This window comes from Enterobacter sp. UNJFSC 003 (assembly GCF_036903355.1).
GTDB lineage: Bacteria > Pseudomonadota > Gammaproteobacteria > Enterobacterales > Enterobacteriaceae > Enterobacter.
The window spans coordinates 74,631-99,336 of sequence record NZ_JBAKHK010000012.1 but is presented as its reverse complement, the minus strand read 5'-3'; the positions used below and the strand labels follow the sequence as shown (position 1 = coordinate 99,336).

24 protein-coding genes are annotated in these 24,706 nt (G+C 54.1%); 12 read left to right on the top strand and 12 right to left on the bottom strand.

The features are described from left to right. Positions 1 to 77 precede the first annotated feature (77 nt). Complete coding sequence (locus tag V5P19_RS19990) at positions 78 to 323, top strand: JAB domain-containing protein (protein WP_334406796.1); 246 nt, start codon at positions 78 to 80, stop codon at positions 321 to 323. A 178-nt stretch (positions 324 to 501) separates the two neighbouring features. Here the strand turns inward: V5P19_RS19990 and V5P19_RS19985 are convergent, their stop codons facing one another. Then, a complete protein-coding gene (locus tag V5P19_RS19985) occupies positions 502 to 1,011 on the bottom strand; it encodes a LuxR family transcriptional regulator (protein ID WP_334406794.1) in 510 nt (169 codons plus the stop codon). A gap of 671 nt (positions 1,012 to 1,682) precedes the next feature. Between V5P19_RS19985 and pgaA the strand changes: the two genes are divergently transcribed. From pgaA to pgaD, 4 genes are read left to right on the top strand one after another with little or no spacing between them, the layout of a single operon-like run. Further along, positions 1,683 to 4,121 carry a poly-beta-1,6 N-acetyl-D-glucosamine export porin PgaA gene (gene pgaA / locus V5P19_RS19980; RefSeq protein WP_334406780.1) on the top strand — a complete coding sequence of 813 codons (2,439 nt, stop codon included), beginning with the start codon at positions 1,683 to 1,685 and terminating at the stop codon, positions 4,119 to 4,121. Between the two features lie 8 nt (positions 4,122 to 4,129). Then, complete coding sequence (gene pgaB, locus V5P19_RS19975) at positions 4,130 to 6,067, top strand: poly-beta-1,6-N-acetyl-D-glucosamine N-deacetylase PgaB (protein ID WP_334406779.1); 1,938 nt, start codon at positions 4,130 to 4,132, stop codon at positions 6,065 to 6,067. Further along, complete coding sequence (pgaC, locus tag V5P19_RS19970; protein ID WP_334406778.1) at positions 6,060 to 7,391, top strand: poly-beta-1,6-N-acetyl-D-glucosamine synthase; 1,332 nt, start codon at positions 6,060 to 6,062, stop codon at positions 7,389 to 7,391. The genes pgaB and pgaC overlap by 8 nt, the downstream gene beginning before the upstream one ends. After that, the gene (gene pgaD / locus V5P19_RS19965) at positions 7,388 to 7,819 is read left to right on the top strand and encodes a poly-beta-1,6-N-acetyl-D-glucosamine biosynthesis protein PgaD (protein WP_334406777.1); all 432 of its coding nucleotides are present in this window, start codon (positions 7,388 to 7,390) and stop codon (positions 7,817 to 7,819) included. Before pgaC ends, pgaD begins: the two co-directional genes overlap by 4 nt. A gap of 58 nt (positions 7,820 to 7,877) precedes the next feature. Here the strand turns inward: pgaD and gss are convergent, their stop codons facing one another. Beyond that, complete coding sequence (gene gss / locus V5P19_RS19960) at positions 7,878 to 9,740, bottom strand: bifunctional glutathionylspermidine amidase/synthase (RefSeq protein WP_334406776.1); 1,863 nt, start codon at positions 9,738 to 9,740, stop codon at positions 7,878 to 7,880. Positions 9,741 to 9,895: 155 nt separating this feature from the next. On the opposite strand from gss, the gene V5P19_RS19955 reads away from it, so the two are divergent. Continuing rightward, positions 9,896 to 10,444: a thioredoxin domain-containing protein gene (locus V5P19_RS19955; protein WP_334406775.1), complete on the top strand. Its 549-nt coding sequence runs from the start codon at positions 9,896 to 9,898 to the stop codon at positions 10,442 to 10,444. A 22-nt stretch (positions 10,445 to 10,466) separates the two neighbouring features. On the opposite strand, the gene V5P19_RS19950 is transcribed toward V5P19_RS19955, so the two are convergent. Genes V5P19_RS19950 through V5P19_RS19930 form a run of 5 tightly spaced genes read right to left on the bottom strand, consistent with a single transcriptional unit; the run spans position 10,467 to position 15,849 of the window. Then, positions 10,467 to 11,444: an ABC transporter ATP-binding protein gene (locus V5P19_RS19950; protein WP_334406773.1), complete on the bottom strand. Its 978-nt coding sequence runs from the start codon at positions 11,442 to 11,444 to the stop codon at positions 10,467 to 10,469. Continuing rightward, on the bottom strand, positions 11,441 to 12,418 hold the full coding sequence (locus tag V5P19_RS19945; RefSeq protein ID WP_334406772.1) for an ABC transporter ATP-binding protein: 978 nt from the start codon (positions 12,416 to 12,418) through the stop codon (positions 11,441 to 11,443). Before V5P19_RS19945 ends, V5P19_RS19950 begins: the two co-directional genes overlap by 4 nt. Continuing rightward, a complete protein-coding gene (locus tag V5P19_RS19940; protein ID WP_334406771.1) occupies positions 12,411 to 13,256 on the bottom strand; it encodes an ABC transporter permease in 846 nt (281 codons plus the stop codon). The genes V5P19_RS19945 and V5P19_RS19940 overlap by 8 nt, the downstream gene beginning before the upstream one ends. 5 nt (positions 13,257 to 13,261) lie before the next feature. Then, on the bottom strand, positions 13,262 to 14,215 hold the full coding sequence (locus V5P19_RS19935) for an ABC transporter permease (RefSeq protein WP_334406770.1): 954 nt from the start codon (positions 14,213 to 14,215) through the stop codon (positions 13,262 to 13,264). Between the two features lie 44 nt (positions 14,216 to 14,259). Beyond that, positions 14,260 to 15,849, bottom strand: coding sequence for an ABC transporter substrate-binding protein (locus tag V5P19_RS19930; protein ID WP_334406768.1), 1,590 nt, complete (start codon positions 15,847 to 15,849; stop codon positions 14,260 to 14,262). Positions 15,850 to 16,094: 245 nt separating this feature from the next. Here V5P19_RS19930 and yghU point away from each other — a divergent pair, with 245 nt between their 5' ends. Together yghU and V5P19_RS19920 are read left to right on the top strand one after the other, a co-directional pair. Further along, positions 16,095 to 16,961 (top strand): glutathione-dependent disulfide-bond oxidoreductase, encoded by an 867-nt coding sequence (yghU, locus tag V5P19_RS19925; protein WP_334406766.1) that lies wholly within the window; start codon positions 16,095 to 16,097, stop codon positions 16,959 to 16,961. Positions 16,962 to 17,117: 156 nt separating this feature from the next. Continuing rightward, the gene (locus V5P19_RS19920; RefSeq protein ID WP_334406764.1) at positions 17,118 to 17,450 is read left to right on the top strand and encodes a glycine zipper family protein; all 333 of its coding nucleotides are present in this window, start codon (positions 17,118 to 17,120) and stop codon (positions 17,448 to 17,450) included. A 45-nt stretch (positions 17,451 to 17,495) separates the two neighbouring features. Here the strand turns inward: V5P19_RS19920 and V5P19_RS19915 are convergent, their stop codons facing one another. Both V5P19_RS19915 and V5P19_RS19910 read right to left on the bottom strand, forming a co-directional pair. After that, positions 17,496 to 18,056 carry a helix-turn-helix transcriptional regulator gene (locus V5P19_RS19915; RefSeq protein WP_334406762.1) on the bottom strand — a complete coding sequence of 187 codons (561 nt, stop codon included), beginning with the start codon at positions 18,054 to 18,056 and terminating at the stop codon, positions 17,496 to 17,498. 82 nt (positions 18,057 to 18,138) lie between these two features. Next, positions 18,139 to 18,741, bottom strand: a complete 603-nt coding sequence (locus V5P19_RS19910; RefSeq protein ID WP_334406760.1) for a LuxR C-terminal-related transcriptional regulator — start codon at positions 18,739 to 18,741, stop codon at positions 18,139 to 18,141. Between the two features lie 292 nt (positions 18,742 to 19,033). On the opposite strand from V5P19_RS19910, the gene fucR reads away from it, so the two are divergent. Continuing rightward, positions 19,034 to 19,750 carry an L-fucose operon activator gene (gene fucR, locus V5P19_RS19905; protein ID WP_334406792.1) on the top strand — a complete coding sequence of 239 codons (717 nt, stop codon included), beginning with the start codon at positions 19,034 to 19,036 and terminating at the stop codon, positions 19,748 to 19,750. A 35-nt stretch (positions 19,751 to 19,785) separates the two neighbouring features. On the opposite strand, the gene V5P19_RS19900 is transcribed toward fucR, so the two are convergent. Continuing rightward, the gene (locus tag V5P19_RS19900) at positions 19,786 to 21,333 is read right to left on the bottom strand and encodes a methyl-accepting chemotaxis protein (RefSeq protein WP_334406758.1); all 1,548 of its coding nucleotides are present in this window, start codon (positions 21,331 to 21,333) and stop codon (positions 19,786 to 19,788) included. A 233-nt stretch (positions 21,334 to 21,566) separates the two neighbouring features. Here V5P19_RS19900 and V5P19_RS19895 point away from each other — a divergent pair, with 233 nt between their 5' ends. Further along, positions 21,567 to 22,607, top strand: a complete 1,041-nt coding sequence (locus V5P19_RS19895; protein ID WP_334406757.1) for an aldo/keto reductase — start codon at positions 21,567 to 21,569, stop codon at positions 22,605 to 22,607. Positions 22,608 to 22,654: 47 nt separating this feature from the next. On the opposite strand, the gene V5P19_RS19890 is transcribed toward V5P19_RS19895, so the two are convergent. Then, positions 22,655 to 23,143, bottom strand: coding sequence for a TIGR00645 family protein (locus V5P19_RS19890; RefSeq protein ID WP_334406756.1), 489 nt, complete (start codon positions 23,141 to 23,143; stop codon positions 22,655 to 22,657). Positions 23,144 to 23,224: 81 nt separating this feature from the next. Further along, positions 23,225 to 23,728 (bottom strand): ESA_00282 family adhesion-associated protein, encoded by a 504-nt coding sequence (locus V5P19_RS19885; protein WP_334406754.1) that lies wholly within the window; start codon positions 23,726 to 23,728, stop codon positions 23,225 to 23,227. A 104-nt stretch (positions 23,729 to 23,832) separates the two neighbouring features. On the opposite strand from V5P19_RS19885, the gene V5P19_RS19880 reads away from it, so the two are divergent. Both V5P19_RS19880 and V5P19_RS19875 read left to right on the top strand, forming a co-directional pair. Further along, positions 23,833 to 24,237 (top strand): hypothetical protein, encoded by a 405-nt coding sequence (locus V5P19_RS19880; RefSeq protein ID WP_334406752.1) that lies wholly within the window; start codon positions 23,833 to 23,835, stop codon positions 24,235 to 24,237. After that, positions 24,218 to 24,676 (top strand): cytoplasmic protein, encoded by a 459-nt coding sequence (locus V5P19_RS19875; RefSeq protein ID WP_334406750.1) that lies wholly within the window; start codon positions 24,218 to 24,220, stop codon positions 24,674 to 24,676. Before V5P19_RS19880 ends, V5P19_RS19875 begins: the two co-directional genes overlap by 20 nt. Positions 24,677 to 24,706: the final 30 nt, after the last annotated feature.

Sequence of the window (24,706 nt, the reverse complement as noted above, 5' to 3'; positions counted from 1 at the left end):
TAAACACCCTTCAGCCGCCGACGAGTAGAGATTGCCCTGTTATTTAGCCGGAGTCCGGCCCGACAAGAAACGACACGCTGTTCCCAGGGGCGATCAACTCTATCACGATACATCCGTGTAAGGTCGTTAAGTCCGCTCTGATAAACCATGCCGCCGTTTTCCTTCTTGCGCGCCCCACGGGTAGGGCTGCACCGAGCAAAGCCGAAAGGCTGATTGCGGAGCGCCTGAAGCAGGCACTTGAACTGGTTGATACTTGTCTACTGGATGCCCTGGTTATCGGGGGTATGGATAACGCTTCAATTTCCGAACATGGCTGGCTTTAAGCAGTAAAGTGCAATGAAAATCATCAGCAAACGTCAGGTGATGGCGATACACCATCAGCCCCCGCAGCATTCTCACTGGGACATTTAGCACCGAGTCCGGCACCACTATTCAAAGAAACCAGCCTATGGGCTGGTTTTTTGCTTTCTGGCTCCCGATAAGTCAGGGATCGTTCCCATCTCAATCCAGCAATTTGTTTTTAAAAATAAACAAACACGCCTCGTTAAAATTCTGCGCCCCCAACCGTTCAGTCAGCGCCGTTCGTTTTCGATAAAGGCTCTTAACCGATGTCTTCAGCGCACTTGCCGCCTCTTCCATCGTCATTCCCGACCTGAGCAGCCGTAACATCATCGCTTCATCTGTGCTAAGCGGTAAGTTAAGCAACCACCTCGTCGTCAGACGCTTCCCCTTTGTATTGAGAACCAGATTAAATAACGACGCCATATCGGGTGCGGCGAGCGAGGAATTCATCAACAGCCTCATGCTAAGCACGCTCTCCTCTCGATGATGCATATCAAGCATCACGCAGCATATTGTTTTTTTCGTTCTGGCCGGATGGCGTATTAGGTAATCATATAAACGGAGTGGTGAACGATTATCAATCAGCACAGAATATTCATCTGCATCATTATCAAATATCTTTCTGTCAATCGAGTCCAGCAGGATAATATCCGGAAAAAATATCCTCATGCCGCGGACGAGGTAGCGATCCTGCGTCACTAACAATATTGAAGTTGCCACTAATCATCCCTTTTTAGATTAAAGCAAGCACGCCCCTTAAGAAAGAAGTTCGCTTTCGTTTATAGCATTTTTATTTTTTCGAAAAATGTATTCTGACGTTGCTCATCCTCGATTTACACATTGATTAACAAGACTTCCCATAGACTATCATTCAATGGCTGACTTTAATTATAAGTAAAAAAGCTTCTCAGAAAAGACTCTTGTTTCGATATTAAGAGTTTTTGTCATGAATCTTCCCAAACATGCATCAGAAACTACTTTAATTCGAGCCTGCGAACGGTATTTAAAATATAAAAATACCCGTAAAAATCAAAATAAAAACAATTATTTTCAATAAGTTACAAACCACTCTTCAATTCAAAATAATCACAAAAAGTGTTTATATACAGATTTATCTCAAAACCACACCCCGCCTTTTCAACATATTTATCCGTCAACATATCAGGTGTACATTACCTCCCACTCACCTCCTGATGATAAGGACCCATAATTACCTTTTAGTAAGTACCTCATAACATAACTGCATATAGATTTAATGTTCTCATTTATGGCCTTTAATGCTGAGTTTAAAGGCAGCCGTGTCGTGCAATGGATTTATGATAAACAAATGGCAAAAAGATATGGAAAGATCGCTCCGCTTCAATACGTTATTCTTTTACCACGCGCCAAAGTTATTGTGTCTGCTATTACTGTTTCCCATTCTTGTTCAGGCAGCAGAATCAGTATATGACCAACACATTCGACAGGCTCGTAATGGTAAATACACAACGTTTCTTCATTATGTTCAGCGTTATCAACAGCAACATGCCCTGACGCCCGAGCAAGTTGCGGACTGGCTACAGGTAGCATCCTGGGCAGGCCGCGATGAAGACGTTATTCAGGTATGGCAACGTTACAACGTTTATATGCCTCTTCCGGCCAGAGGGGTAGCGGCGGCGGCTCAATCCTGGAGAAATCAAAAAAAATGGCAACCTGCGCTAGCGCTCTGGAAGCAAGCATGTCGTCTTGCCCCAAAAAACGACGATTACCGTATCGGCTATATCAAAACGCTGGCGGATGCCCGTATGGATCGGCTGGCCCTGCAGGAAGCTCAAAAATGGGTGGCGGAGCGCCCTGGCCAGGCAGGTCTCGAAACGCTCTCGTATGTTTACTTACGCCAGGGGAAAAGCTGGGATCGTCTTTTAGCAGATACTCGCGCCCTGCAGACCGCGCCTGAGAATAATGCGCTGATCAACGCCCTCATCAACTCGCTAAACGATAATCGGGTCAATACGCCTGCCCTGGCGCTTTCTGAAAGGATCGCACTGCCCCCGGCCCAGCGTCGCCAGCTTGAGCTTAACGCAGCCGCAGAAAGGATTCGCCTTGCTGATGTGCCTGCCCGCACGGAAAAAGAACGCATGCGTCTCGCGAACGCGGCCATAAAACACTATGACGTTCTGCTTGCCCGCTGGCAACACGACCCGCAGGCAGCAGAAGACATTATTCGCGCCCGCATAGACCGGCTCGGCGCTCTGTACGCTCAGGGTGATTACCCGCAGGTCATCAGTGAATATCACGCGCTGACCTCAGCGCAGCATCCCGTGCCGGACTGGGCAATCGGCTGGGTTATTTCTGCCTATCTGCAGGAGAAAAACGCCGATGCGGCCCTGGCTCTCCTTCACCATTATCCTGACTATGCACGTGACCCGCAGGACGATGAACATGCGCTCTTCTATGCCTGGCTGGATACCGGGCAGTATCAGGCCGCCCGCCAGTACGTTGAGCGGATAACGCGTAACGCCTCGTGGAGCCGCTACGATTTCGGTTCGCCAACCGCCCAGCCAAACGATCGATGGCTAATCGGCAAGTCGCTTACCTTTCAGTATTTGCTGGCAACGCACGCTCTGCCGGAAGCCGGGAAACTGGCGCAACGCCTGGCGGAAACAGCGCCAGGAAATCAGGGGCTACAGATTGATTATGCCACCTTACTTCAGGCGCGAGGCCTGCCGCGCGCGGCGGAGGAAAAGCTAAAAATGGCGGAGGCGCTGGAGCCGTCTAACGTAGAGCTTGAGCAGCAGCAGGCCTATGTCGCAATGGACCTGCAGGCGTGGCGGCAGATGGATTTACTGGCCGACGACGCGCTCGCCCGCGCGCCCATCGATCGCGGCGTCCAGCGTCTGAACAGGATCAGAAATGTGCATCACCTTTCCGAGCTGCGGCTGAACGCCGGCAAGGGATTGCACTCCGATAACCCGGTTAGCGGTAGCCACGATCTGAACGGAGATGCCACGCTCTATGGCCCCCCGGTCGCGGATAACTGGCGGTTGTTTGGCGGTACTCGTTTTGCCCAGGGCAAGTTTGATGAAGGCAAAGGGTCCAGCCGTCACCTGTTCGGGGGCGTCGAATGGCGACCGCGCGACGTCTGGCTTGAAGCGGAACTGTCCAGCAACGGCTATCACGGCGAAAACAAGCCCGGCGCTCGTCTCTCTGGGCGGTACAGCCTGACGGATAACTGGCAGGTAGGTGGCAGTCTGGAACGCATCTCGCGCACCACGCCTTTACGCGCATTGCGCAACGGGATAAGCGCTAACCGTGGAGAAGGCTGGGTTCGCTGGTATCAAAACGAACGTCGTGAGTATCAGCTAAGCGCCGCAGCCAGCGACTTTTCCGATCGTAACCGCCGGCAGGAATATGCCCTCACGGGCAAAGAACGTCTTTGGCAAACCCCTTCCCTGACGCTGGATCTCGAACCGGGCCTATCGGCCAGCGCCAATAGCCGGCGGGATACGCTCTATTACAACCCCGAGCGAGATCTGTCCGCAACGGCGGCGCTGTCCGCCGATCACCAGCTATACCGCTATTACGACACCCTCTGGAGCCAGCAGTTACTTGCTGGAGCCGGACGTTACTGGCAGAAACATCAGCCCGCAGGAGCCATCACCCTGCTCGGTTACGGGCAGCGCGTTCAGTGGAACAACGTCGTCGAGACTGGCGTGATGTTGAACTGGGATAAGCGCCCCTACGACGGCAAACGCGAAAGCAATCTCTCCGTCACGTTTGATGCGAATTTACGGTTTTAAGGATGAATATGCTGATGAAACGTTTTCCCGTAAGCCTGATCGTTATCGGCTGGTTATGTCTGAGCGCGAGCGTCTGCGCCCAGGCCCTCTCGTTTATTTCACCCGCAGAAAGGCCGCAGCTGGAGGCGAATAAGCCGTGGCCGAAGAATCACTTTCTGGTGCTGGCCTACCACGATGTTGAAGATGATGCTGCCGATCAGCGCTATCTGTCCGTGCGCACCAGTGCGTTAAACGAGCAGATAAGCTGGCTTGTGCACAACGGCTATCACGCCGTTAGCGTGCAGGATATTCTGGACGCGCATGACGGTAAAAAAACGCTGCCTGAGAAGGCATTCTTGCTCAGTTTTGACGACGGCTACAGCAGCTTTTACACCCGCGTCTGGCCGCTGCTTCAGGCCTGGAACGTCCCTGCGCTGTGGGCGCCGGTAGGCAGTTGGGTGGATACACCAGCCAATCGGCAGGTCAACTTCGGCGGGCTGATGACCTCCCGCGACCGTTTTGCAACCTGGGATATGGTGCGGGAGCTCAGCCAGTCTCCCCTGGTCGAGATTGGTTCACATACCTGGGCTTCCCACTACGGCATACCCGCCAACCCTCAGGGAAGCCGCGAGCCGGCCATCGCCAACCGCTTTTATGATAACGCGACGGGGCGCTATGAAACTGATCAACAGTTCAGCCAGCGTATTGGCGACGACGTGCGAAAAATCACCGGCAAAATCGCCCAGGTAACGGGTAAAGCACCGCGCGCCTGGGTCTGGCCCTACGGGGCAGCCAACGGTACGTCGTTTGCCATCGCCAGAAAGCAGGGCTATCAGCTGGCCTTCACGCTTGAAGACGGGCTGGCGGACGTGCGTCATCTCGATAACATTCCGCGTCTGCTGATTTCCGGCAACCCCTCGCTCAAATCCTTTGCCAGTACCCTCGCGCAGATTCAGGAGGAAGATCCCGTACGCGTCATGCATGTCGATCTGGACTATGTCTACGACAGCGATCTGGCGCAACAAACCAGGAACATCAATAAGCTCGTCCAGCGGGTCTACGACATGAAAATCAGCCATGTGTTTCTGCAGGCGTTTGCCGATCCGCAGGGCGACGGCAGGATCAAGGCGCTCTATTTCCCCAATCGCCGGCTTCCGGTCCGGGCCGATCTCTTTAATTTTGTCGCCTGGCAGCTGCAAACCCGCGCGGGGGTAAAAGTCTTCGCGTGGATGCCGGTGCTCTCGTTCGATCTCGATCCTGCCCTGCCGCGCGTGCAGCGCCGGGATCGTCAGACCGGCCGGCTGAGCGATGCCGCCGAGCCCTATATCCGGCTCTCCCCCTGGGACCTGCAGGTACGCCAAGAGGTGACTGAAATCTATGAAGATCTGGCCCGCTATGCCAGCTTCAATGGGATCTTGTTCCATGACGATGCGGTGCTGACGGACGTGGACGATGCCGGACAGGAGACGACGCGTCAGAAAAGCCAGCTGCTGATCGGGTTTACCCGCACTCTGAGCGAGGCGGTGAAAAACATACGGGGTCCGCAGGTCAAAACCGCGCGCAATATCTTCGCCCTGCCCATTCTCGAACCCGAAAGCGAGGCGTGGTTTGCGCAGAATCTTGATGATTTTCTGGCTGCCTATGACTGGACGGTGCCGATGGCCATGCCGCTGATGGAGTCTGTCCCGGTCGACGAGAGCAACGCCTGGCTGACGCGTCTGGTTAACGCCGTTGCCCAACGGCCCCACGCGCTCAATAAAACCATTTTCGAGCTGCAGGCCAGGGACTGGGATCGGAAGCCGCAGCGCGCCGTTTCCAATAGCCAGCTTGCACAGTGGATGCGCGTGCTCCAGCTTAACGGCATCAAAAACTATGGTTACTACCCCGACGATTTCATCAATAACCAACCTGATATTTCACGCATCAGGCCTGAATTCTCTTCGTACTGGTATCCTGACAATGACTGATCGCATCATCGCCTTCTCAATCTTATGCCTGGTATTCGGGCTGCCATTAGGCGTGGCGGCTATTTTCACCGGCGAACTGATTCTGGACTTTGTCTTCTTTTGGCCGCTGTTCATGTCCGTGTTCTGGATAACGGGCGGTCTCTATTTTTGGTTTCAGCTTGAACGACACTGGTCATGGAACAGGCAAACGCCCGCCCCAACGTTGCCCGGCGAGCCGTTAATTTCAATTCTCATCCCCTGCTTCAATGAGGAACGAAACGCGCGGGAGACCATCAGTGCCGCGCTGGATCAGCGCTACACGAATATTGAGGTTATCGCGATCAACGACGGTTCTTCCGATAACACCGCGCAGGTGCTTCAGCAGCTTGCGCAAGAACAGCCGCGTCTGCGCGTGATTCATCTTGCGGAAAATCAGGGGAAAGCACTGGCGCTGAAGGCGGGCGCAGCGGCGGCCAGAGGGGATCTGCTGGTCTGCATTGATGGCGACGCCCTGCTCGATCGCGATACCGCCGCTTATCTGGTCGCCCCCCTCATTCAGTATCCCCACGTGGGGGCCGTCACCGGCAACCCGCGCATTCGCACGCGCGCCACGCTGATTGGCCGCATTCAGGTGGGTGAATTCTCATCGATCATTGGGCTCATTAAACGGACGCAGCGCATCTATGGCAGGGTATTCACCGTCTCCGGCGTGATTGCGGCCTTTCGCCGCCAGGCGCTGGCGGATGTGGGTTACTGGAGTCCGGATATGATCACCGAAGACATCGACATCAGCTGGAAACTCCAGCTTCGCCATTGGGACATTTTTTTCGAACCGCGGGCGCTGTGCTGGATCCTGATGCCGGAGACCCTAAAGGGGCTGTGGAAACAGCGTCTACGCTGGGCGCAGGGCGGCGCGGAGGTGTTTCTGGTCAATCTTCGCAAGATAGTGCGCTGGGAGCATCACCGCATGTGGCCCCTGTTTTTAGAGTATGCCCTGTCGACGCTGTGGGCTTTCGCCTACGCGGTGACCGTCGTGTTATTCGTCGTCAGCCATCTCACCCCGCTTCCCGCAAACTTGACCGTCGCGAGCCTGTTCCCGCCGGAGTTTACCGGGCTGCTGCTGGGGGTCATGTGCCTGCTGCAGTTTCTCGTCAGCTTGTACATCGAGCGGCGCTATGAACGGAAGGTGGCGAGTTCGCTTTTCTGGGTGATCTGGTTCCCGATGGTGTACTGGATGATCGGTCTGTTCACCACCCTCGTCGCCTTCCCAAAAGTCATGCTTAAACGTCAGCGGTCGCGCGCGCGCTGGATCAGCCCGGATAGAGGCAAAGGGAGTATTCAATGAACGAAAACACGTTAATTTTGACTGAACATCGGCTATTACCCCGTTTGTTCGATGCGGTATTGACCGTGCTGGCATGGGGAGGATTTCTGTTTTTCCTCTATGCCAATTTGTGGATGCAGATAACCGAAGAGAACACCTACCGTTGGGGGGTCATTATCGCCTCTTTTAATACGGTGTTGATCTATCTGCTGGTCGCCACGCTCAACGGCTGGTTGCTGATCCTCTGGTATCAATATAATCGCCGCCGCGCCCATGTGCGCCGCCGCCGTCCGGGCGACTTGCAGCATGATGAGCTGGCCAGAAGCTTTAACGTCACCCCGCAAATCATGTCCGAGATGAGCCAGTACAACCTGTTGACGGTATATCATGACCAGATCGGGCGCATTATTGATTTAAAGATCAGTGAACAGCAGGACGACACCGAATAACAGGAACAAAAAGCCTCCACACGACATCGTGCGGAGGCTCGCTTACCGTCCGGATGGGCTAGCTATCCTTCACCACTATCAACGGCTCAATATCGCTGTCTTTCTTCACCACCAGCGTTTCATCCCCGCGCAGGCAGGTCCCGCCGTAATTCCCGCCAACGGTAAAGGTACACACCTGAATGTACTTACCGTCAACCTTCGGCAGGCACCATAGCTGCTGGTAGATATTTTTACGGTCAACAAACTTGCCGCTGGATTTATCCAGCAGTTCGTCCTGAGCGCCGATCAGATCGATATTGCTGCCGCAGCGTCCGGCAATGGGCTTGGCGGCGTAGCCGGTCTGTCGGAGCAGATCGTTAACCTCAAAATCGGTATCCAGCAGGTAACGGTGATTCGGGAACAGCTGCCAGAGCACCGGCAGAATCGCCTTGTTGCCGGGGATCACCGTCCACAGCGGTTCGAAGACCAGCACTTCCGGGCGCAGCAGCACGTCAATCAGACGCACGTCGCCTGCCGGATGTCCGGTGCGGATCGGCACGGCAGCGTACTCGGTTTCGCTCACCTCACGGATCTGCTCAATCGCCGTTTCCCATGCCCAGGTCTTCCACACGCAGTTGACGTGTCGGCCTTCGTCGTCAATCAGCTGCCCGGCGCTATCCCAGCTTAACGCGCCAAGCCCGTGCAGGATCCGGGTTTCAAACCCGGCCTGCATCAGCGAACGCTGAATAAAGAGCGCATGGTAGTCCTCTTCAATGTCGTTGTCCTGCATGATGTGCACGAACGGACGCGCGTTGCTGTGCTTCCACGCTCCGGTAAGTTCTTCCAGCAAACCTTCCGCCGGATTGTGTCCGGTGCCGCGATAGCCGTTTTTCACCCACTCTTCGAGGATCAATCCCCCTTCGGTATGGCAGGAGGCGGAGTCGGCGTTGTACTCATACACCTTGATACCGCGTTCATCCATGCAGAAATCCATACGACCGGTGATCATATGATGGCGACGCCACTGCCAGGAGAGGCGCAGGCGCGGCCAGAGGATTTTGGGAATGTCGAAAAGCGCCAGCAGGTTATCATCTTTCAGCACTTTGTCGGTCGCGTGCAGATACATCAGATGCAGTTCGTTGGTCGCTTTAATCAGCTCCTGCTCGGCGCTTTCGGTGATGGTGAAATACTGGCAAGGATCTTTATTGATAAAGTGCCCATTCGCGCGGACATACGCCTGCTGTAAGGCATCGTCTTCGTTGAGCCATTTCCCGTCGAACTGACGCGTGTTCTTCAACCGTGCACCGCTGATTTTCAGCAGCTCGCCGTCAATTCCTGGCGCCGGTTCGCTATGTTCGGTGTCCGCCGTCTGGATCATCCAGCCGAGAATGTCGGTGTCGTTGAAGGTGTCGTGGATCCGATAACTGCCGTTCTCCACGCTGAGGCGCAGTTCACGCGTCCACTGCTGGCCCAGCGGAAGCGGAGAGTGAATAACGTTCTGCTCCGCAATACGAACTTTGTCACCCAACAGCTGGGTGATCACCGCCACGTGGCCGGTTTCATGGAACTCGCCGCCCTTTTGCCAGATCAACAGCGCCCCCGTTTGCGGCGCGCGTTTCGATCCATTGGCAAAAGCCTGAAGCGGGAGGATATTATCGTTCACCACCTCGCGCAAAAAACGCAGGGAGAAAATCTCCCACGCCATGCCGACGTCGGTGAAAACAAAACCGTAGTTGAGAAACAGGAAACGGCGGGCGAACTCAACACATTGCCACTTGTGGCCCATGTATTCGTTGCTGATATAGCTTCTGAATTCCGCATCTTCCGGGTAGTTGCGCGGATCCAGGCTGCCGTAGTTTGAAGAGTAAATCGCCACGCCACCCGGCGCATAGCCTAACAACGTTCCAAATGGAGCGTCACTGCTTAACTTTCCTTTACGCATGTATCCAACCTAAAAACAGGCAGGCGGCAATTTTTGAGGGGTTGTCGTCGTCTGCACGTTGTAATTAACCTGACAGAGGTGGATTTATCATACACCTGCGTGGCAAATTATTCGTCGCAACAATGTCGAAAATATTCACATCATCAGGAGTCAACATGAGCATACAGGCGCAGCCGCTGGAATGGGGTCACGGCCCCCGCACGTTCGAAGTGTTCCTGGAACCGACCTGCCCGTTCTCGGTTAAAGCATTCAATAAGCTCAACGCGTTTCTGGAACAGGCGGGCGAAGACAAGGTCACGCTTAAAATCCGTTTACAGTCGCAGCCGTGGCATCTGTTCTCCGGGGTGATTGTGCGCTGTATTCTGGCCGCATCCACCCTGCCCGATGGCAAAGCGGCGGCACATAAAGTGATGCAGGCGGTGGCCGATCGTCGTGATGAGTTTGAATTTACCGACCACTGCAGCGGCCCAAATATGCAGGCTACGCCGGAAGAGATCATCGCCCGGATTGAGCGCTACAGCGGGGTGCAGGTCGCGCAGGCCTTTGCTCGCCCTGAACTGCAAACCGAGATTAAATGGCACTGTAAATACGCGCGTCAGAACGGTATTCACGTCTCGCCTACCTTTATGGTCAACGGACTGGTGCAGGTGGATTTGGGCAGCGGCGATGACATTGAGGTGTGGGTGAAGCGGATCCTGGGCTAGCGCCACCCGACACCTTCAGATCTCAAACCTTAAATAACCAGCACGCCGCGAAATGCCCTGGGGCAATCTCCTGCATCGCCGGTTCCTGCGCCTGGCAAACCGGCATGACGTGCGGACAGCGGCTACAGAACTTACAGCCTGGCAGAACCGAGGTTGGCCCGGGGGTTTCGCCGCGTAAGGTGGTGTCTTCGAGGTGGCGAACCCGCGGGTCGGGCTGGGGGACTGCCGCCAGCAGCGCACGCGTGTACGGGTGCGCCGGGTGCTGATACAGCGCATTCGCCGGCGCAACCTCCACCAGCTTGCCGAGATACATCACCCCGATACGGCTGGAGATATGGCGCACCATCGACAGGTCATGGGCGATAAACAGATAGGTTAACGCCAGCTCCTGCTGAAGGTCCTGCAGAATATTCACCACCTGGGCCTGCACCGAGACATCCAGCGCCGAAAGCGGCTCATCGCAGAGCACGAACTCCGGGCGTACGGACAACGCGCGCGCAATGCTAATACGCTGTCGTTGCCCGCCGCTGAACTCATGCGGGAACCGTTCAAGGTGTTCCTGCTTAAGCCCGACTTTGTAGAGCAGCGTTTCCGTACGTTCCCGCTGTTCTTCCCGGCTGTAGCCGTGGATCTGCATCGGCTCGGCCACCAGTTGCTGCACGGTCATGCCCGGATTGAGCGAGGAATAGGGATCCTGAAAAATCGCCTGCATGCGTTTACGCAGCGGCTTGAGCTCTTTTTCACGGGCGTGGGCAATCGCCTGACCGTCAAAATGGATCTCGCCCGAGGTGATGTCGAACAGGCGCAGGATGGCGCGTCCGAGGGTCGATTTTCCGCAGCCGGACTCCCCTACCAGGCCAAAGGTTTCGCCACGCTGAATATCAAAACTCACGCCATCCACCGCTTTTATTGCCAGGCCTTTACGCAACAGCCCCGCGTTCAGCTGATAATGTTTACGCAGTTCGCGCACGCTCACTAACGGCGTTTGTTTTTCGCTCATGCCTGAACCTCCCGATCTGCCCATAGCCAGCAGGCGGCGCGATGGCCTTCTCCGGCGGTGTAAAACGTCGGCTGTCTATCGCACTGCGGCATCCGCATCGGGCATCGTTCGGCGAAAGGGCAGCCCGGCGGGGGAATAAGCAAGCCCGGCGGCGTGCCTTCGATAGGTGACAGACGCTGATTCACCGCATCCGGGCGGGGCAAAGAAGCCAGAAGCCCCTGAGTGTACGGGTGTGCCGGACGATAAAAAATGTCCTCCACGCTCCCCTCTTCCATCACCAGCCCGCCGTACATCACCACGACCCGGCTACACACCTGCGCCACCACGCCGAGATCGTGGGTGATCAGCAAAATCGCGGTTTGGGTCTTCTGCTGCAGGCTTTTCAGCAGCCGCAAAATCTGTGCCTGAATGGTCACGTCCAGCGCGGTCGTCGGCTCGTCGGCAATCAGCAGCTTCGGATGGCAGGAGAGCGCAATGGCGATCATCACGCGCTGGCGCATTCCGCCGCTAAACTCGTGCGGGTACTGACCGTAGCGGCGCTCAGCTTCCACAATGCCTACCTGCTCCAGCATGGCTATCGCCGCCGCTTTGGCCGCTTTTTTAGAAAGCTTTTTATTTCGCACCAGGATCTCAGACATCTGCTTGCCGACAGTCAGCACCGGGTTCAGCGCCGTCATGGGATCCTGGAAAATCATTGCGATCTCATTGCCGCGAATGGTGCGCATCTGCTCGGGCGTTTTCTGCGCCAGATCGTCATTCTGAAAACGAATGCTCCCCCCGGCGATCCGCCCGTTGTTTCCCAGAAGCTGAACGATCGACTTGCAGGTTACGCTTTTCCCGCAGCCGGATTCACCGACAATGCCAACCAGTTCACCCGGCTGAACGTGAAAGCTCACGCCGCGCACCGCGTGTACGTCGCCATCGCGCGTGCGGAACGTGGTGTGCAAATTATCGAGTTCTAATAAGTTACTCATCGCGGTTCGCTCCCGGCTCAAAGGCGGTGCGGAATACGTCGCCCAATACGTTAAAACTGAACACCGTCAGCAGGATCAGAATGCCGGGGAATATGGCCAACCACGAGGCCTCACCAATGTAAGACTGCGCGTTATTGAGCATGCTTCCCCATGACGCTGCAGGCGCCTGCACGCCCAGCCCCAGAAAGCTCAGGGTGGATTCCATTAAAATGGCAGAGGCGATATTCAGCGTGGCGGCCACGATGATGGTCGGCAGCACGCCGGGGACAATATGCCGCAGGATAATGCGCAGTGGATGTTCCCCCGATGCGCGGGCATAAAGCACATACTCACGCTCTTTAACCGAGAGGGTTTCTGCACGCACCAGCCGCGACATGTTCATCCACGTCAGCAGGCTGATAATCAGAATGATGTTGTCTACGCCCGGCTTGAGGTAGGCATTCACCACCAGCAGCAGAAAGAATGCCGGTATAGCCATCAGAATATCGACGGCGCGCATCATCAGGTTATCGAGCCAGCCACCGAAATAGCCGCTTACCGTCCCGACCACCGTGCCAATCAGCGTGGAAAAGATCATCGCAAGAATGCCGACCATCAGTGAAATCTGTCCGCCGTAAAGCGCCCGGGTAAAGTAATCCCGGCCGTACTCATCGGTACCAAACCAGTGTGCGGCATCGGGCGGCAGCGTGCGCGCGCCGAGCGCCATCTGGTCAGGATCGTACGGACTCAGCCCAGCGCAAAGCGCGGCGACAATAAAAATGAAAAGGATAAATAGCGAGAACTGCGCCGGACGGTTGCGGCGCAGCTGGTGACGAACCTGTTGCCAGCATCTGCTCATCCGGGTTACCTCAGGGTACGTATGCGGGGATCGGCGAAGCGATAAAGCAAATCGGCGATCAGATTGCCAACGATCAGCATCATTGAAGAGAGCATGACGATCGCCATGATCAGCGGATAGTCCAGCGAGGCGATCGACTGGATCCCCAGCAGCCCCATCCCCGGCCACGAGAAGACGCTTTCCGTCACGTAGGCGCCGACAACAAGCTCGCCAAACGACAGGCCAAACAGGGTGATGACCGGCAACAGCACGTTTTTCAGCACATGGCGGAACAGAATGCTGGAACGCGTAGCGCCGTAGGCGAGCTGGGTCTGCACATAGTCGGCAGAAAGCTGCGAGATGGTATTCGAACGGATGTAACGCACGTAGCTGGAAAGGTTGTAAAAGGTAAGCGCAATACACGGCAGTACGCCGTGGCGCACCACATCCAGCCAGCTGTCGTCCATGCCGATGGTGCGCATTCCCATGCTGGGAAACCAGTTGAGCTGCACGGCAAAAACGGTAATCAACAGAATACCGAGCCAGAAAATGGGCACCGAAATGCCAATATAGGCGAACAGATTCAGCACATGATCCAGCCAGCGATGCTTAAACGCCCCTGCCAGAAGACCCAGCGGTACAGCTAGAACGATGGCCAGCAGCAGCGACGCGCCCATCAATCCGAGCGTAGCCGGTATACGCTCGCCGATCATCTCCAGCACGGGACGGTGATAGATCAGCGAATAGCCAAGATCGCCCTGCAAAACGTTTTTTAGCCACAGGACGTACTGCGTCACCAGCGGCTTATCCAGCCCCATACTCTGGCGAATACGCTCGATATCGTCCGGGGCCATGCGCGGCGTAATGTACGCCGCCACCGGATCGCCGGGCGCAAGTTTGACCAGCAAAAACGCCACCAGTGAAATAAAGAAAAGCATCGGCAGAAGCTGCAGCAGCCGACGCGTAAGTAATGTGTTCACGACATGCCCTTAAAAAGCCCCGATCCGTCGACCGGGGCAACAGCTTATTTTTGGTAGATTTTTGACAGATCCTGGAACAGGTAAACCGGCTTCGGTTCCGCTTCCTGGGTGCCGCCGAAGCGTTTATCCACCGCAACGGTCGCATTGGTATAGGCGATGGGGTAGTACGTCATGTCGTTCGCCACGGTTTGCTGAATGTGCCGATAGATATCGGCGCGTTTTGCGGCATCGGACTCCACGGCGCCTTTATCCCAGAGGGCATCGAACTGCGGATTTTTGTAGTGCGCGTAGTTATATGCCTCGTTGCTCATAAACAGCGATTTGTAGCCGTCCGGCTCTGAGCCCATGATGTAGCCCCCAAGATTCAGCTCCCACGCGGTGTTGTTCATGTCCAGGCTGCGCTGAGACATCGCGTTGGAATCCAGCGGCATCAGCTCCACGTTCACCCCTATCCCCTTCAGCGCCTGTTGAATGTAGAGCGCCATGCTCTCCTGGGTTTTGTTGGTGTTCACGTACGCCAGGCGCAGCTTGAGGTTATCCGGCGCGCCGGAGGCTTTGAGCAGATCTTTCGCTTTTTGCCGATCGAACCGGTATTGCTCCACATCGTCGGTCTGGTAGAGCGTATCCGGCGTCAGGAAGGAGGTCGCCGGTTTGGCGTAATCCAGAGAGGTAAACGCGGTCTGGGTCAGCTCGTCTTTATTGATGGCATAAGCGATGGCCTGACGCAGTTCCTTACTCTTCATGACCGGCACGTTCTGATTGAAGGTCATGTAAGCCAGGCGACCTTCCGGATAGACCACGAAGTCAAACTTGCCGGTGTTTTTTAGGCGATTCACGTCCTGCGGGTCAACCATCTTGAGGTTGATTTCCCCATTTTGTAGCGCAAGGTTGGCAGAGTTGCTGTCTTTCGCAAAACGGTAGGTGACGGAATCGAGCTTCGCTTTGCCGTTCCAGTAATCGTCAAAACGGGTCAGGGCATAATACTGCCCGGCGCGATACTCCTTAAACTTGAACGGCCCGGAACCCACCGGCGCATCGTTTTTGCTGCTCTTTTCCAGGTCGCCTTCACTGGCGAACACGTGTTGCGGGATCGGGTAGATCTGTACCAGCGTTCCGGTAAAGGCAGCGCTCACCTGCGGCAGTGTGAACTTCACGGTACGATCGTCGACCTTGCTGACGACGACGGGTTTATCACCGTAGGTAAACATGCTGCGGAAGAAGCTGTGCTGTTTCGCATCCAGCAGTTTATTGAAGGTGAACACCACATCGTCCGCCGTCAGCGGCTGCCCGTCCTGCCATTTCAGGTTCGGTTTTAAGGTCAGGGTGTAGCTCAGGTTATCTGCGGATGGCGTCAGGCTTTCCGCGAGGCCCCACTCAATGTTGCCGTTGTTGAAGCTGTACAGCGGGGCATAAAGCGCCTGCATAATGGTTAAGGTAGTGCGGTCGCTGGCATAGAGCGGGTTCACGGCAAGCGGGTCGCCGGAGGTGATGCCGATAATGAGCGAACCGCCTTCTTTGGGCGCGTCGTTTTTTGCCGCCGGCGCATTATTCGTTTCTTTATTTTTCGCATCATCACAGCCTGCCAGACCTAAGGCGAGCGATACTACCACTGCCGATAACAGAAGCTTACGCATCTCACTAACTCCTTGCCTGATAAAGTATTTATTACTGCATCTTTTATTTATGTTGAAGCATCATATTCAGCTTTACGTATTTACGCATTAACAATGAAAATGCGATTTTCGATTAAGCTTATAACGCTTTTGATATATATAAGCGCCAGAAGGAATAGCGGGGGATTGATTGCGCTCACAACGTTAAACGCTTCACACATCTCCTGCTACACTGCCTCAAACACATCACTAAAAGGCAGATCAACATGTCAGACAACGCATATCAGCCACCGAAAGTGTGGGAATGGAAAAAGAACAACGGCGGCGCGTTCGCCAATATCAACCGTCCGATTTCCGGCGCAACCCATGAGAAAGACTTGCCTGTCGGCGCGCATCCGCTGCAGCTCTACTCGTTGGGAACACCAAACGGCCAGAAAGTCACCATCATGCTTGAAGAGCTACTGGCGCTGGGCGTGACGGAAGCGGAGTACGACGCATGGTTAATTCGTATCGGTGAAGGCGATCAGTTCTCCAGCGGCTTTGTTGAGGTGAACCCGAACTCGAAAATACCGGCACTGCGCGACCATTCCACAACGCCACCCACGCGCGTATTTGAATCCGGCAATATCCTGCTGTATCTGGCAGAAAAGTTTGGTCACTTCCTGCCAAAAGATCCGGCGGGACGAACTGAAACCCTGAACTGGCTGTTCTGGCTGCAAGGGGCCGCACCTTTCCTCGGCGGCGGTTTCGGCCACTTCTACAACTACGCGCCCGTGAAAATTGAGTACGCGATCGACCGCTTCACCATGGAGGCCAAGCGCCTGTTCGACGTGCTGGATAAACAGCTGGCACGCGGTCGTTACGTCGCGGGTGAAGAGTACACCATCGCCGATATGGCGATCTGGCCATGGTTCGGCAGCGTGGCGCTTGGCAGCGTCTATAACGCAGCCGAGTTCCTGGATGCAGAGAAGTACACCAACGTGCAGCGCTGGGCAAAAGATGTGGCAAATCGCCCGGCAGTGAAGCGCGGGCGCATTGTGAACCGCACCAACGGCGAGCTGAATGAGCAACTGCATGAGCGTCATGCGGCGAGCGATTTCGATACCCATACGGAAGATAAGCGTCAGGGTTAATCGTGTGGCCCTCAGCCCTCATGACAGGGCTGAGGGCCCGCGGCATCATTGTTCTCAGGAATGGATGACGAGGACAAGCATCATTGGCCTACCGGGAATGCAGGCAGGCTGGCAGACTTCACCGCGATGTCTGATCTCTCTGTACAAGGAACTGTTATGAAATACCTCAAAACCACGCTTCTTCTTAGCGCACTTCTCGTTTCCACCTCCAGCATGGCGATGGATAAAACCGCCGCCGGTGCAGTCGCGGGCGCGGCCATTGGCGCTATTGCGGGCAAAGACGTGAAATCCACCGTCGGCGGCGCGGTTGTGGGTGCCGGTACGGGCGCGATGTTTAAAAATGGCGACAAAGGTAAAGCAGCACGCAAAGGCGGTGCCGTTGGCGCTGTCGTTGGCGCAGGCGCGGCCGCGGTGACGGGCAATAGCGTGTTAAAAGGTGCAGCTGTCGGCGCCGGTTCTGGCGCGCTGATTGGTGAAGCAACGCATTGATAAACATGGCCCGGTTCTTTTGACCGGGCACTATGAATTATGTTTTCAGAGGCAGGCTCGGAGATATCGTTGCTTCGACATCACCGTATTGATCTTCTGACAGAGCTCAACGTCGTTCTTCGCGCCAATCTTTTGCATAATTCTCCGCTTATGGCTGCTTATCGTTTTTTCACTGCGAAACAGTCTTTTCGATATTTCAACGCCCGATAGCCCCTCCCCAAAATAGGTGATAATCCTATGCTCTGTGGGCGTGAATTTAATATCCGTATCAATACTTTGTTTATGTTGGGCACGGAGAGTTAAAGGACTCAGGTAGCGTTTTTTACGCATAGCCATTTCAATGATATCGCGCATATGGATATTTATTTCATCCACACACAACAGGGAGCAACGAAAATCGTTCACCAGACTCTGTATAAACGTTTTCTGCAACGCATTGACCAGTATCAATATAGACTTACATTGCAATAAGGGCAGAACATCGGGCGGTAAGTCATTTACCGTTTTGCTTTGGGTTGCATCTACAACCAGAAGCGGGATGTCGTCATTCCCGGTGAATGAATAGGGTGCAATATCATACTCCCAATTTTTATGGTTACACGCCATATTTTCCAGGCAGCTGCGTATTCCTGTCAGATAAATATTATCTTGCGCAATATATCGAATCTGAAAGGTGTGCGTTGAGGTCTTATTCATAAAGTGAGGTAAGTAATGAAATTTGAGACATTAAATTTATCCAACCAGAACTATTTTCAATGTTCAGGCGAATACGTGCATTACGCTTAAACGTGAATACCGTTTTATAATTACACGTACGACGCGTCGCTATCTCCTTTGTTTGCAGACCGGAAGCGTAATCCAGTAAAACATTAAGTTCTGCTGGAGAGAGGCAATCACCATGCCGTTTTGCCACACTGGGCTTACTGAATAGCTTATTCAACTCGCTTTCCAACCGATCTTCAGTAGTGCAGAGATCGACGCCTACCCCCATCAACATTTTAGTCAGCAATACATCCTGAACGGGCAGATAAACAAACGAGGTTAGGGACATACTCCGGGTATAATGTAAGATGCGAATAAAGCTGGGGATCATATTTCCAATGCCACCGAGACCTGCAAGCAAAATTTGTCTGTCATCCCCTTGATTGCAAATCGTCTCAATAAGTTTTTCCAAAGACCAACAATGCACAACCTCACAATGATGATTGTGTAAGAGGGAACAAACTCCACTACGAACCAATGCCCGAGGTTCAAAAAGAATGACCCGATTAATCGGGGAAGAGCTGTTCATTACCAAATTTCCTGATAAATAGTGTGGAGACAGGATAATTCTCAGGCAATGTTATTCAATGAAAATGCGATCCAATTTAGGATGCGATAACTCACAAAATGCCTTATCGTAAATTCTCTTCTTTTTTCAACATCATATTTACAATGCCAAGTAAACTGGCAAGAATTACTCTGGTCTCCGAAGGATCGTCGCATGTCCGGGCAGGCGTTAAAACAGCCGCTCCAGAATCCGAAAAAGCGCAGCGCGGCGAGGGGGACAACGCTTATCTCCATTTCACCCACGGGGACAGATGATGAAACAGCGCCGACAGCAGAATATCGTTGAATTGCTGCGCAACTGTGATTGGCTAGCCACCGATATCCTGGCAGAAAAGCTTGATGTCAGTAAAGAGACGATCCGCCGCGATCTGAGCGCCCTTCAGCAGCAGGGTAAGATCCTGCGCCAGCACGGCCGGGCACGCCTGATTCACCCGAAGAGCCGTGACGGCGGCGAGCCCTTTGGCGCACGGTTGAAAAGCCATTATGGCGATAAGGTTGATATCGCCCGCCACGCCCTGGACTGGATTAGCGAAGGCATGACCATCGCCCTTGATGCCAGCTCAACCTGCTTTCAGCTGGCGCGCCAGCTGCCGAATATTGAACTCACCGTTTTTACCAACAGCCTGCCCATCTGCCATGAAATGGCCAGGCGCGACCGCATCACGCTTATTTGTTCGGGCGGCACGCTGGCGCGTAAGTATCGCTGCTATGTGAATCCGGCGCTGGTCACACAGCTTAAAAGCCTGGAGATCGATCTGTTCATCTTCTCCTGTGAGGGGGTCGATGAGCAGGGCACCATGTGGGATCCGGTTGAGCATAACGCGGCTTATAAAGCCCAGCTGTTAAGCCGCGCCAGCCAGTCGCTGCTGTTGATTGATAAAAGCAAATTCCAGCGGTCGAGCGAGGTGAGGATCGGCATGCTGTCACAGGTCACGCAGGTTATTCACGGCGATCCTGTTTCCAGACGGTAATGATAAGGCCGCACGCGGCGGCCTCGGGGTGAAGACTATGCGGTCAGGCGGAATTTTTGCACCGAACGCTGGAGTTCTTCCGTTTGACGTTCAAGCGCAGCGGCGGCTGCGGAGACCTGTTCAACGAGCGAGGCGTTCTGCTGCGTCACCCCATCCATCTGGGTAATGGCAATGCCAACCTGAGAAATGCCCTTGCTTTGCTCCTCAGACGCAGAGGCGATCTGCTTCATGATGGTGGTCACTTCGGTCACATCGCGCAGAATGGCTTCCATGGTCGTGCCGGTATCGTTAACCAGCTGCGCGCCCTGCTCAACACGCGCTACGGAATCGGCGATCAGTCCTTCAATCTCTTTTGCTGCATTCGCGCTTCGGCTTGCCAGATTACGGACCTCGCCCGCGACCACCGCAAAACCGCGCCCCTGCTCACCCGCACGAGCCGCTTCCACGGCGGCGTTGAGCGCCAGAATATTGGTCTGGAAAGCAATGCTGTTGATCACGTTGGTGATTTCAGCAATTTTCTTCGAGCTGTCGGAGATGCCGCTCATAGTGGTAACCACATCCTCCACCAGCGAGCCGCCCCGGCTGGCTGTCGTGGACGCAACATCCGCCAGCTCGCTTGCCTGACGCGCGCTTTCGGCGTTCAGTTTCACCGTGGCGGTCAGCTGCTCCATGCTGGCGGCGGTCTCTTCCAGCGCTGCCGCCTGCTCTTCCGTACGGGAAGAGAGATCGTTGTTACCGCTGGAAATTTCGGTCGCGCCGCGCCAGATATTTTCGCTGCCGGAACGGATAGTGCTAACCGCTTCGCGCAGGCTGTCCTGCATGGCGCTCAGCAGAGGAACCAGCTGTCCGACGCAGTTACGGCCAAACGGCTCGATCGGCTGACTGAGATCGCCCTGAGCAATTTGGCGGAACTGCTGGCGGATGCGATCCAGCGGTTTAACCAGCATGGCTACCAGGTAGCGGTCAGAGAAGATCAGGATCAGCAGGCCCATAAGCGTGGCTGCAATAATCACCGTGCGGGTCATGCTGGTGAGACCATCAACGACCACGCGGGTGCTGTCGAGTGCCTTCGCGGCAGCATTGTTGAAGTTTTCAGCAGCAGCGCCAAACGCGCGGCTCAGCGGTGGCGTAACGCTGTTGGCCAGCTGGCGATACCCCTCAAGCGAGCCTTGCTTTGCCTGCTGCATTTGCGGCGTCACGCCCTGCTCAAGCAACGCTTGCCAGGTGCCAATGACCTGAGCGGAAACTTGCTCATCCATTGGGCCGGGCGAAATAGCCTTCATCTCCGCCAGCTTGCTGGTCATGTTATCCAGTGCCTGCTGAGCCGAGGCCAGATCCGGTGTACCGCCCGCGGCTTTGGTTTCCATTGCACGGCTCAGGCGCGTAACAAAGCGAAAATATTGATCGTTACCCTGGCTGAGTACCGTCATCTGTTTTACCAGCTGCCGGTCAACCTCGTTGCCATCAGAAACGCGAGACAGTGACCAGGTGCTGTACAGGCCAACACCCGCCCACATTAAACAAAAGATGCCCAGAATCATCAGCATGACGAAACGGATCGTGAAATTACGGAGCATATTCATAAATCTTCCTTGCCGTGAGGGTGAGTTCGCCCGCAGGCGAACACTTCTCTCGTTATCGGCAGGAAAAGCGGAAATTATAACCTTTTGTGATTATTTTTGATTAGCGTGGCTTCATTGGTACCACAGCAGTGGTTAATACTTATGCGTTCATCGCTTCTCATCAGGATTTGTGATTTGATAATTAAAGAATAAAAACATTGTTTCGAAAATTCATTGATAAGAAAGGAGACATCATGTCCTGGCACCCTTACACCGGCCGCTATGAGAATATGCAGTACCGTTACTGCGGAAAGAGCGGTCTGCGCCTGCCCGCGCTGTCGCTGGGCCTGTGGCACAGCTTCGGTCACGTCCAGCCGCTTGATTCCCAGCGGGCACTTCTGCGTAAAGCATTCGATCTGGGCATAACCCACTTCGATCTCGCCAATAACTACGGCCCGCCGGCGGGCAGCGCGGAAGAGAATTTTGGCCGTCTGCTGCGGGAAGATTTTGCCGCGTATCGCGATGAGCTGATTATTTCCACCAAAGCGGGCTACGACATGTGGCCAGGGCCATACGGTTCAGGCGGTTCGCGCAAATACCTTCTCGCCAGTCTCGACCAGAGCCTGAAGCGCATGGGCGTGGAGTATGTCGATATTTTCTATTCCCACCGCGTGGATGAAAACACGCCGATGGAGGAGACGGCTGCGGCGCTGGCTCATGCCGTGCAAAGCGGAAAGGCGCTGTACGTTGGGATTTCTTCTTACTCAACGGAGCGCACGCAGAAAATGGCCGAGCTGCTGCGTGAGTGGAAGATCCCGCTGCTTATCCATCAGCCGTCCTATAACCTGCTGAACCGCTGGGTAGACAAAACCGGCCTTCTGGATGCGCTGGCCGCGAACGGTACCGGCTGTATCGCCTTTACCCCGCTGGCGCAGGGCCTGCTGACCGGTAAATACCTGAACGGCATTCCTGAAGATTCAAGAATGCAGCGCGAAGGTAAAAAGGTGCGCGGCCTGACGGAGAAAATGCTCACCGAAGAGAACCTGAACAGCCTGCGTTTACTGAATGAGATGGCGCACGCGCGCGGGCAGACGATGGCGCAGATGGCGCTAAGCTGGCTGTTGAAGGATGAACGCGTGACGTCAGTGCTGATTGGCGCCAGCCGTCCGGAACAGCTGGAAGAGAACGTTCAGGCGCTGAGTAATCTGCGTTTTACCGACGAGGAGCTGAAGCGGATAGATAGGCATATTACGGACGGTGCGTTGAATTTGTGGCAGGCGTCGTCGGATAAATAGTGGGTATTCACCCTCTTCCCATTGGGGAGAGGGTAAGTCGTCATGCTTTACTTCTTACTGATCTTATCCAGATACCCCATCACAAACGCCGACAGCACAAACGTCAGGTGGATAATCACATACCACATCAGCTTGTTATCAGGGACATTCTTCGCGTCCATAAACACGCGTAACAGGTGGATTGAAGAGATTGCCACAATCGCAGCGGCCACTTTGTTTTTCAGCGACGTGGCATCCATTTTGCCCAGCCAGCTCAGCTTCTCTTTGTGTGCGTCAATATTAAGCTGGGAGACAAAGTTCTCATAACCCGAGAACATTACCATCACCAGTAATCCTCCCACCAGGGTCATGTCCACCAGTGACAGCAGCACCAGGATCAAATCTGCCTCAGCAATAGAAAAAATGTTCGGCAGAACATGTAAGATTTCCTGGAAGAACTTAATCGTCAGGGCGACCAGTGCCAGGGAAAGGCCAAAATAGACGGGCGCCAGTATCCAGCGGGAGGCGTACATCGCGTTTTCAAAGAAGCGTTCCATAAAGTCCTGTCTGCAAACCAAACCAGTGCGCAGTATATCGCAACGGTGCTAACTGTTTGCAACAACTAACCAACACAACGCCTACACGTCCTCGGGGTTTACCTCCGGACGCGTGTACTCCGGCCAGACCAATACCACCAGCTCCGGATAGGCTTCCAGGCTAAACTCACGAAAGCACTGGCGCAGGTTTAATACGTCCAGATCGGAATACGACACCTTCTCACCGTTAAGACAACGCTTTTTAATATTGTCATAATATTTATAGACCGCCGAATTCAGGTCGCTGCAGCGGCGTTGCGCTTCAAACAGCCCCGGCGTGTCATTAATTTCTGACATTTTCATTCGCTTAATTGTGGCGTGCAAAAAGTCGATATATTCGTGGTTGACCCGCCAGTACCAAACCGGCGTCACGGAGTTCATCAAAACGGAGAAATGATCTTCCCCTTCCTCTTTCGTCATCAGTTCGGGCTGCGGGGGCACGCTGGCGTCTTTAAACTCTTTCGTTTTATTGAACTCTTGCATCAATAAAAGAACACCAGCAGTCAGTAACAGTAATGTAATGACCGTAAAAAAAATGCTGTTCATGGGCGGGCTCCATTTTTTTTGATTTTAAATTTGCCTCATGTTATTGTCAACGAATCTCACGCCTTTACCAACCCTACCCTGTTGTATTTAAAGGAAATTAAAAAATGCTGCCCGACAATCTCGTCCCGGCTAAGTACCACATTACGCCTGTGGAACAGCAACCGAAGGAAGCGGAAAAAGAGGCTAATTTCACTCAGGGAAAAAGAAATCTCTCCGATTTCGAGTCAGATATATTAATTGGAGTTTCCGGAACTGGCAAATCCCGTAATATGCTGCTGGAAGAGCATGACCGTCATATAAAAGATCGTTTATTTCGCGCCGTGAAAATTGAAGCCCTGGTACATCTGCTGGATGACCTGCAGGCCGAAGGTGAAATAGATGCTCAGAAACTCAGCCAAATAATTTCCGAAAAAACCAAAGAAATAAATGAATCGGGCAATGAAATTTGGCTTAATCTAATTACTCGTGAAAAAAACAACCCCATTTTTTATGACTTCGGGGACAATTAACGTGAAACCCGCTAGCGATAATAATGTTTATTTAGCTTTAGATGATAAAAAAAGCGATGAGTTTATCTTAAAGCAAAATCTTGAAGCATTGAAAAACACGAAAAACGCTGAGATGACGCGTATTACACAGGACCTGGTATCGATCCCGGCAACGCTGGTACGTCTAAAATGGCAGAACCGCCGCGAAATTTATCCTCTGCAGGTGAAGGAAGAGATATACGGTGCGGTAATGAATGCCATCATTGAACAGCGGCCCGAGCTGAAAGAGAAAATCCTGGGACGGCTGGAGGCGCATTACCAGTACCTGCTCGCCAGAGAGACCGCAACGCTGCGCCTGACGCGCAAACTGTCTGAAGGTGCGTATCGTACCTCAAACGTCACGTATGTTGCGCTCAATGAAGATGCGCACGCCGACGCCCCTGGCGAAACAAAACGCTGAGCCTTATTTCAGGCAAAAAAAAGCTGACTT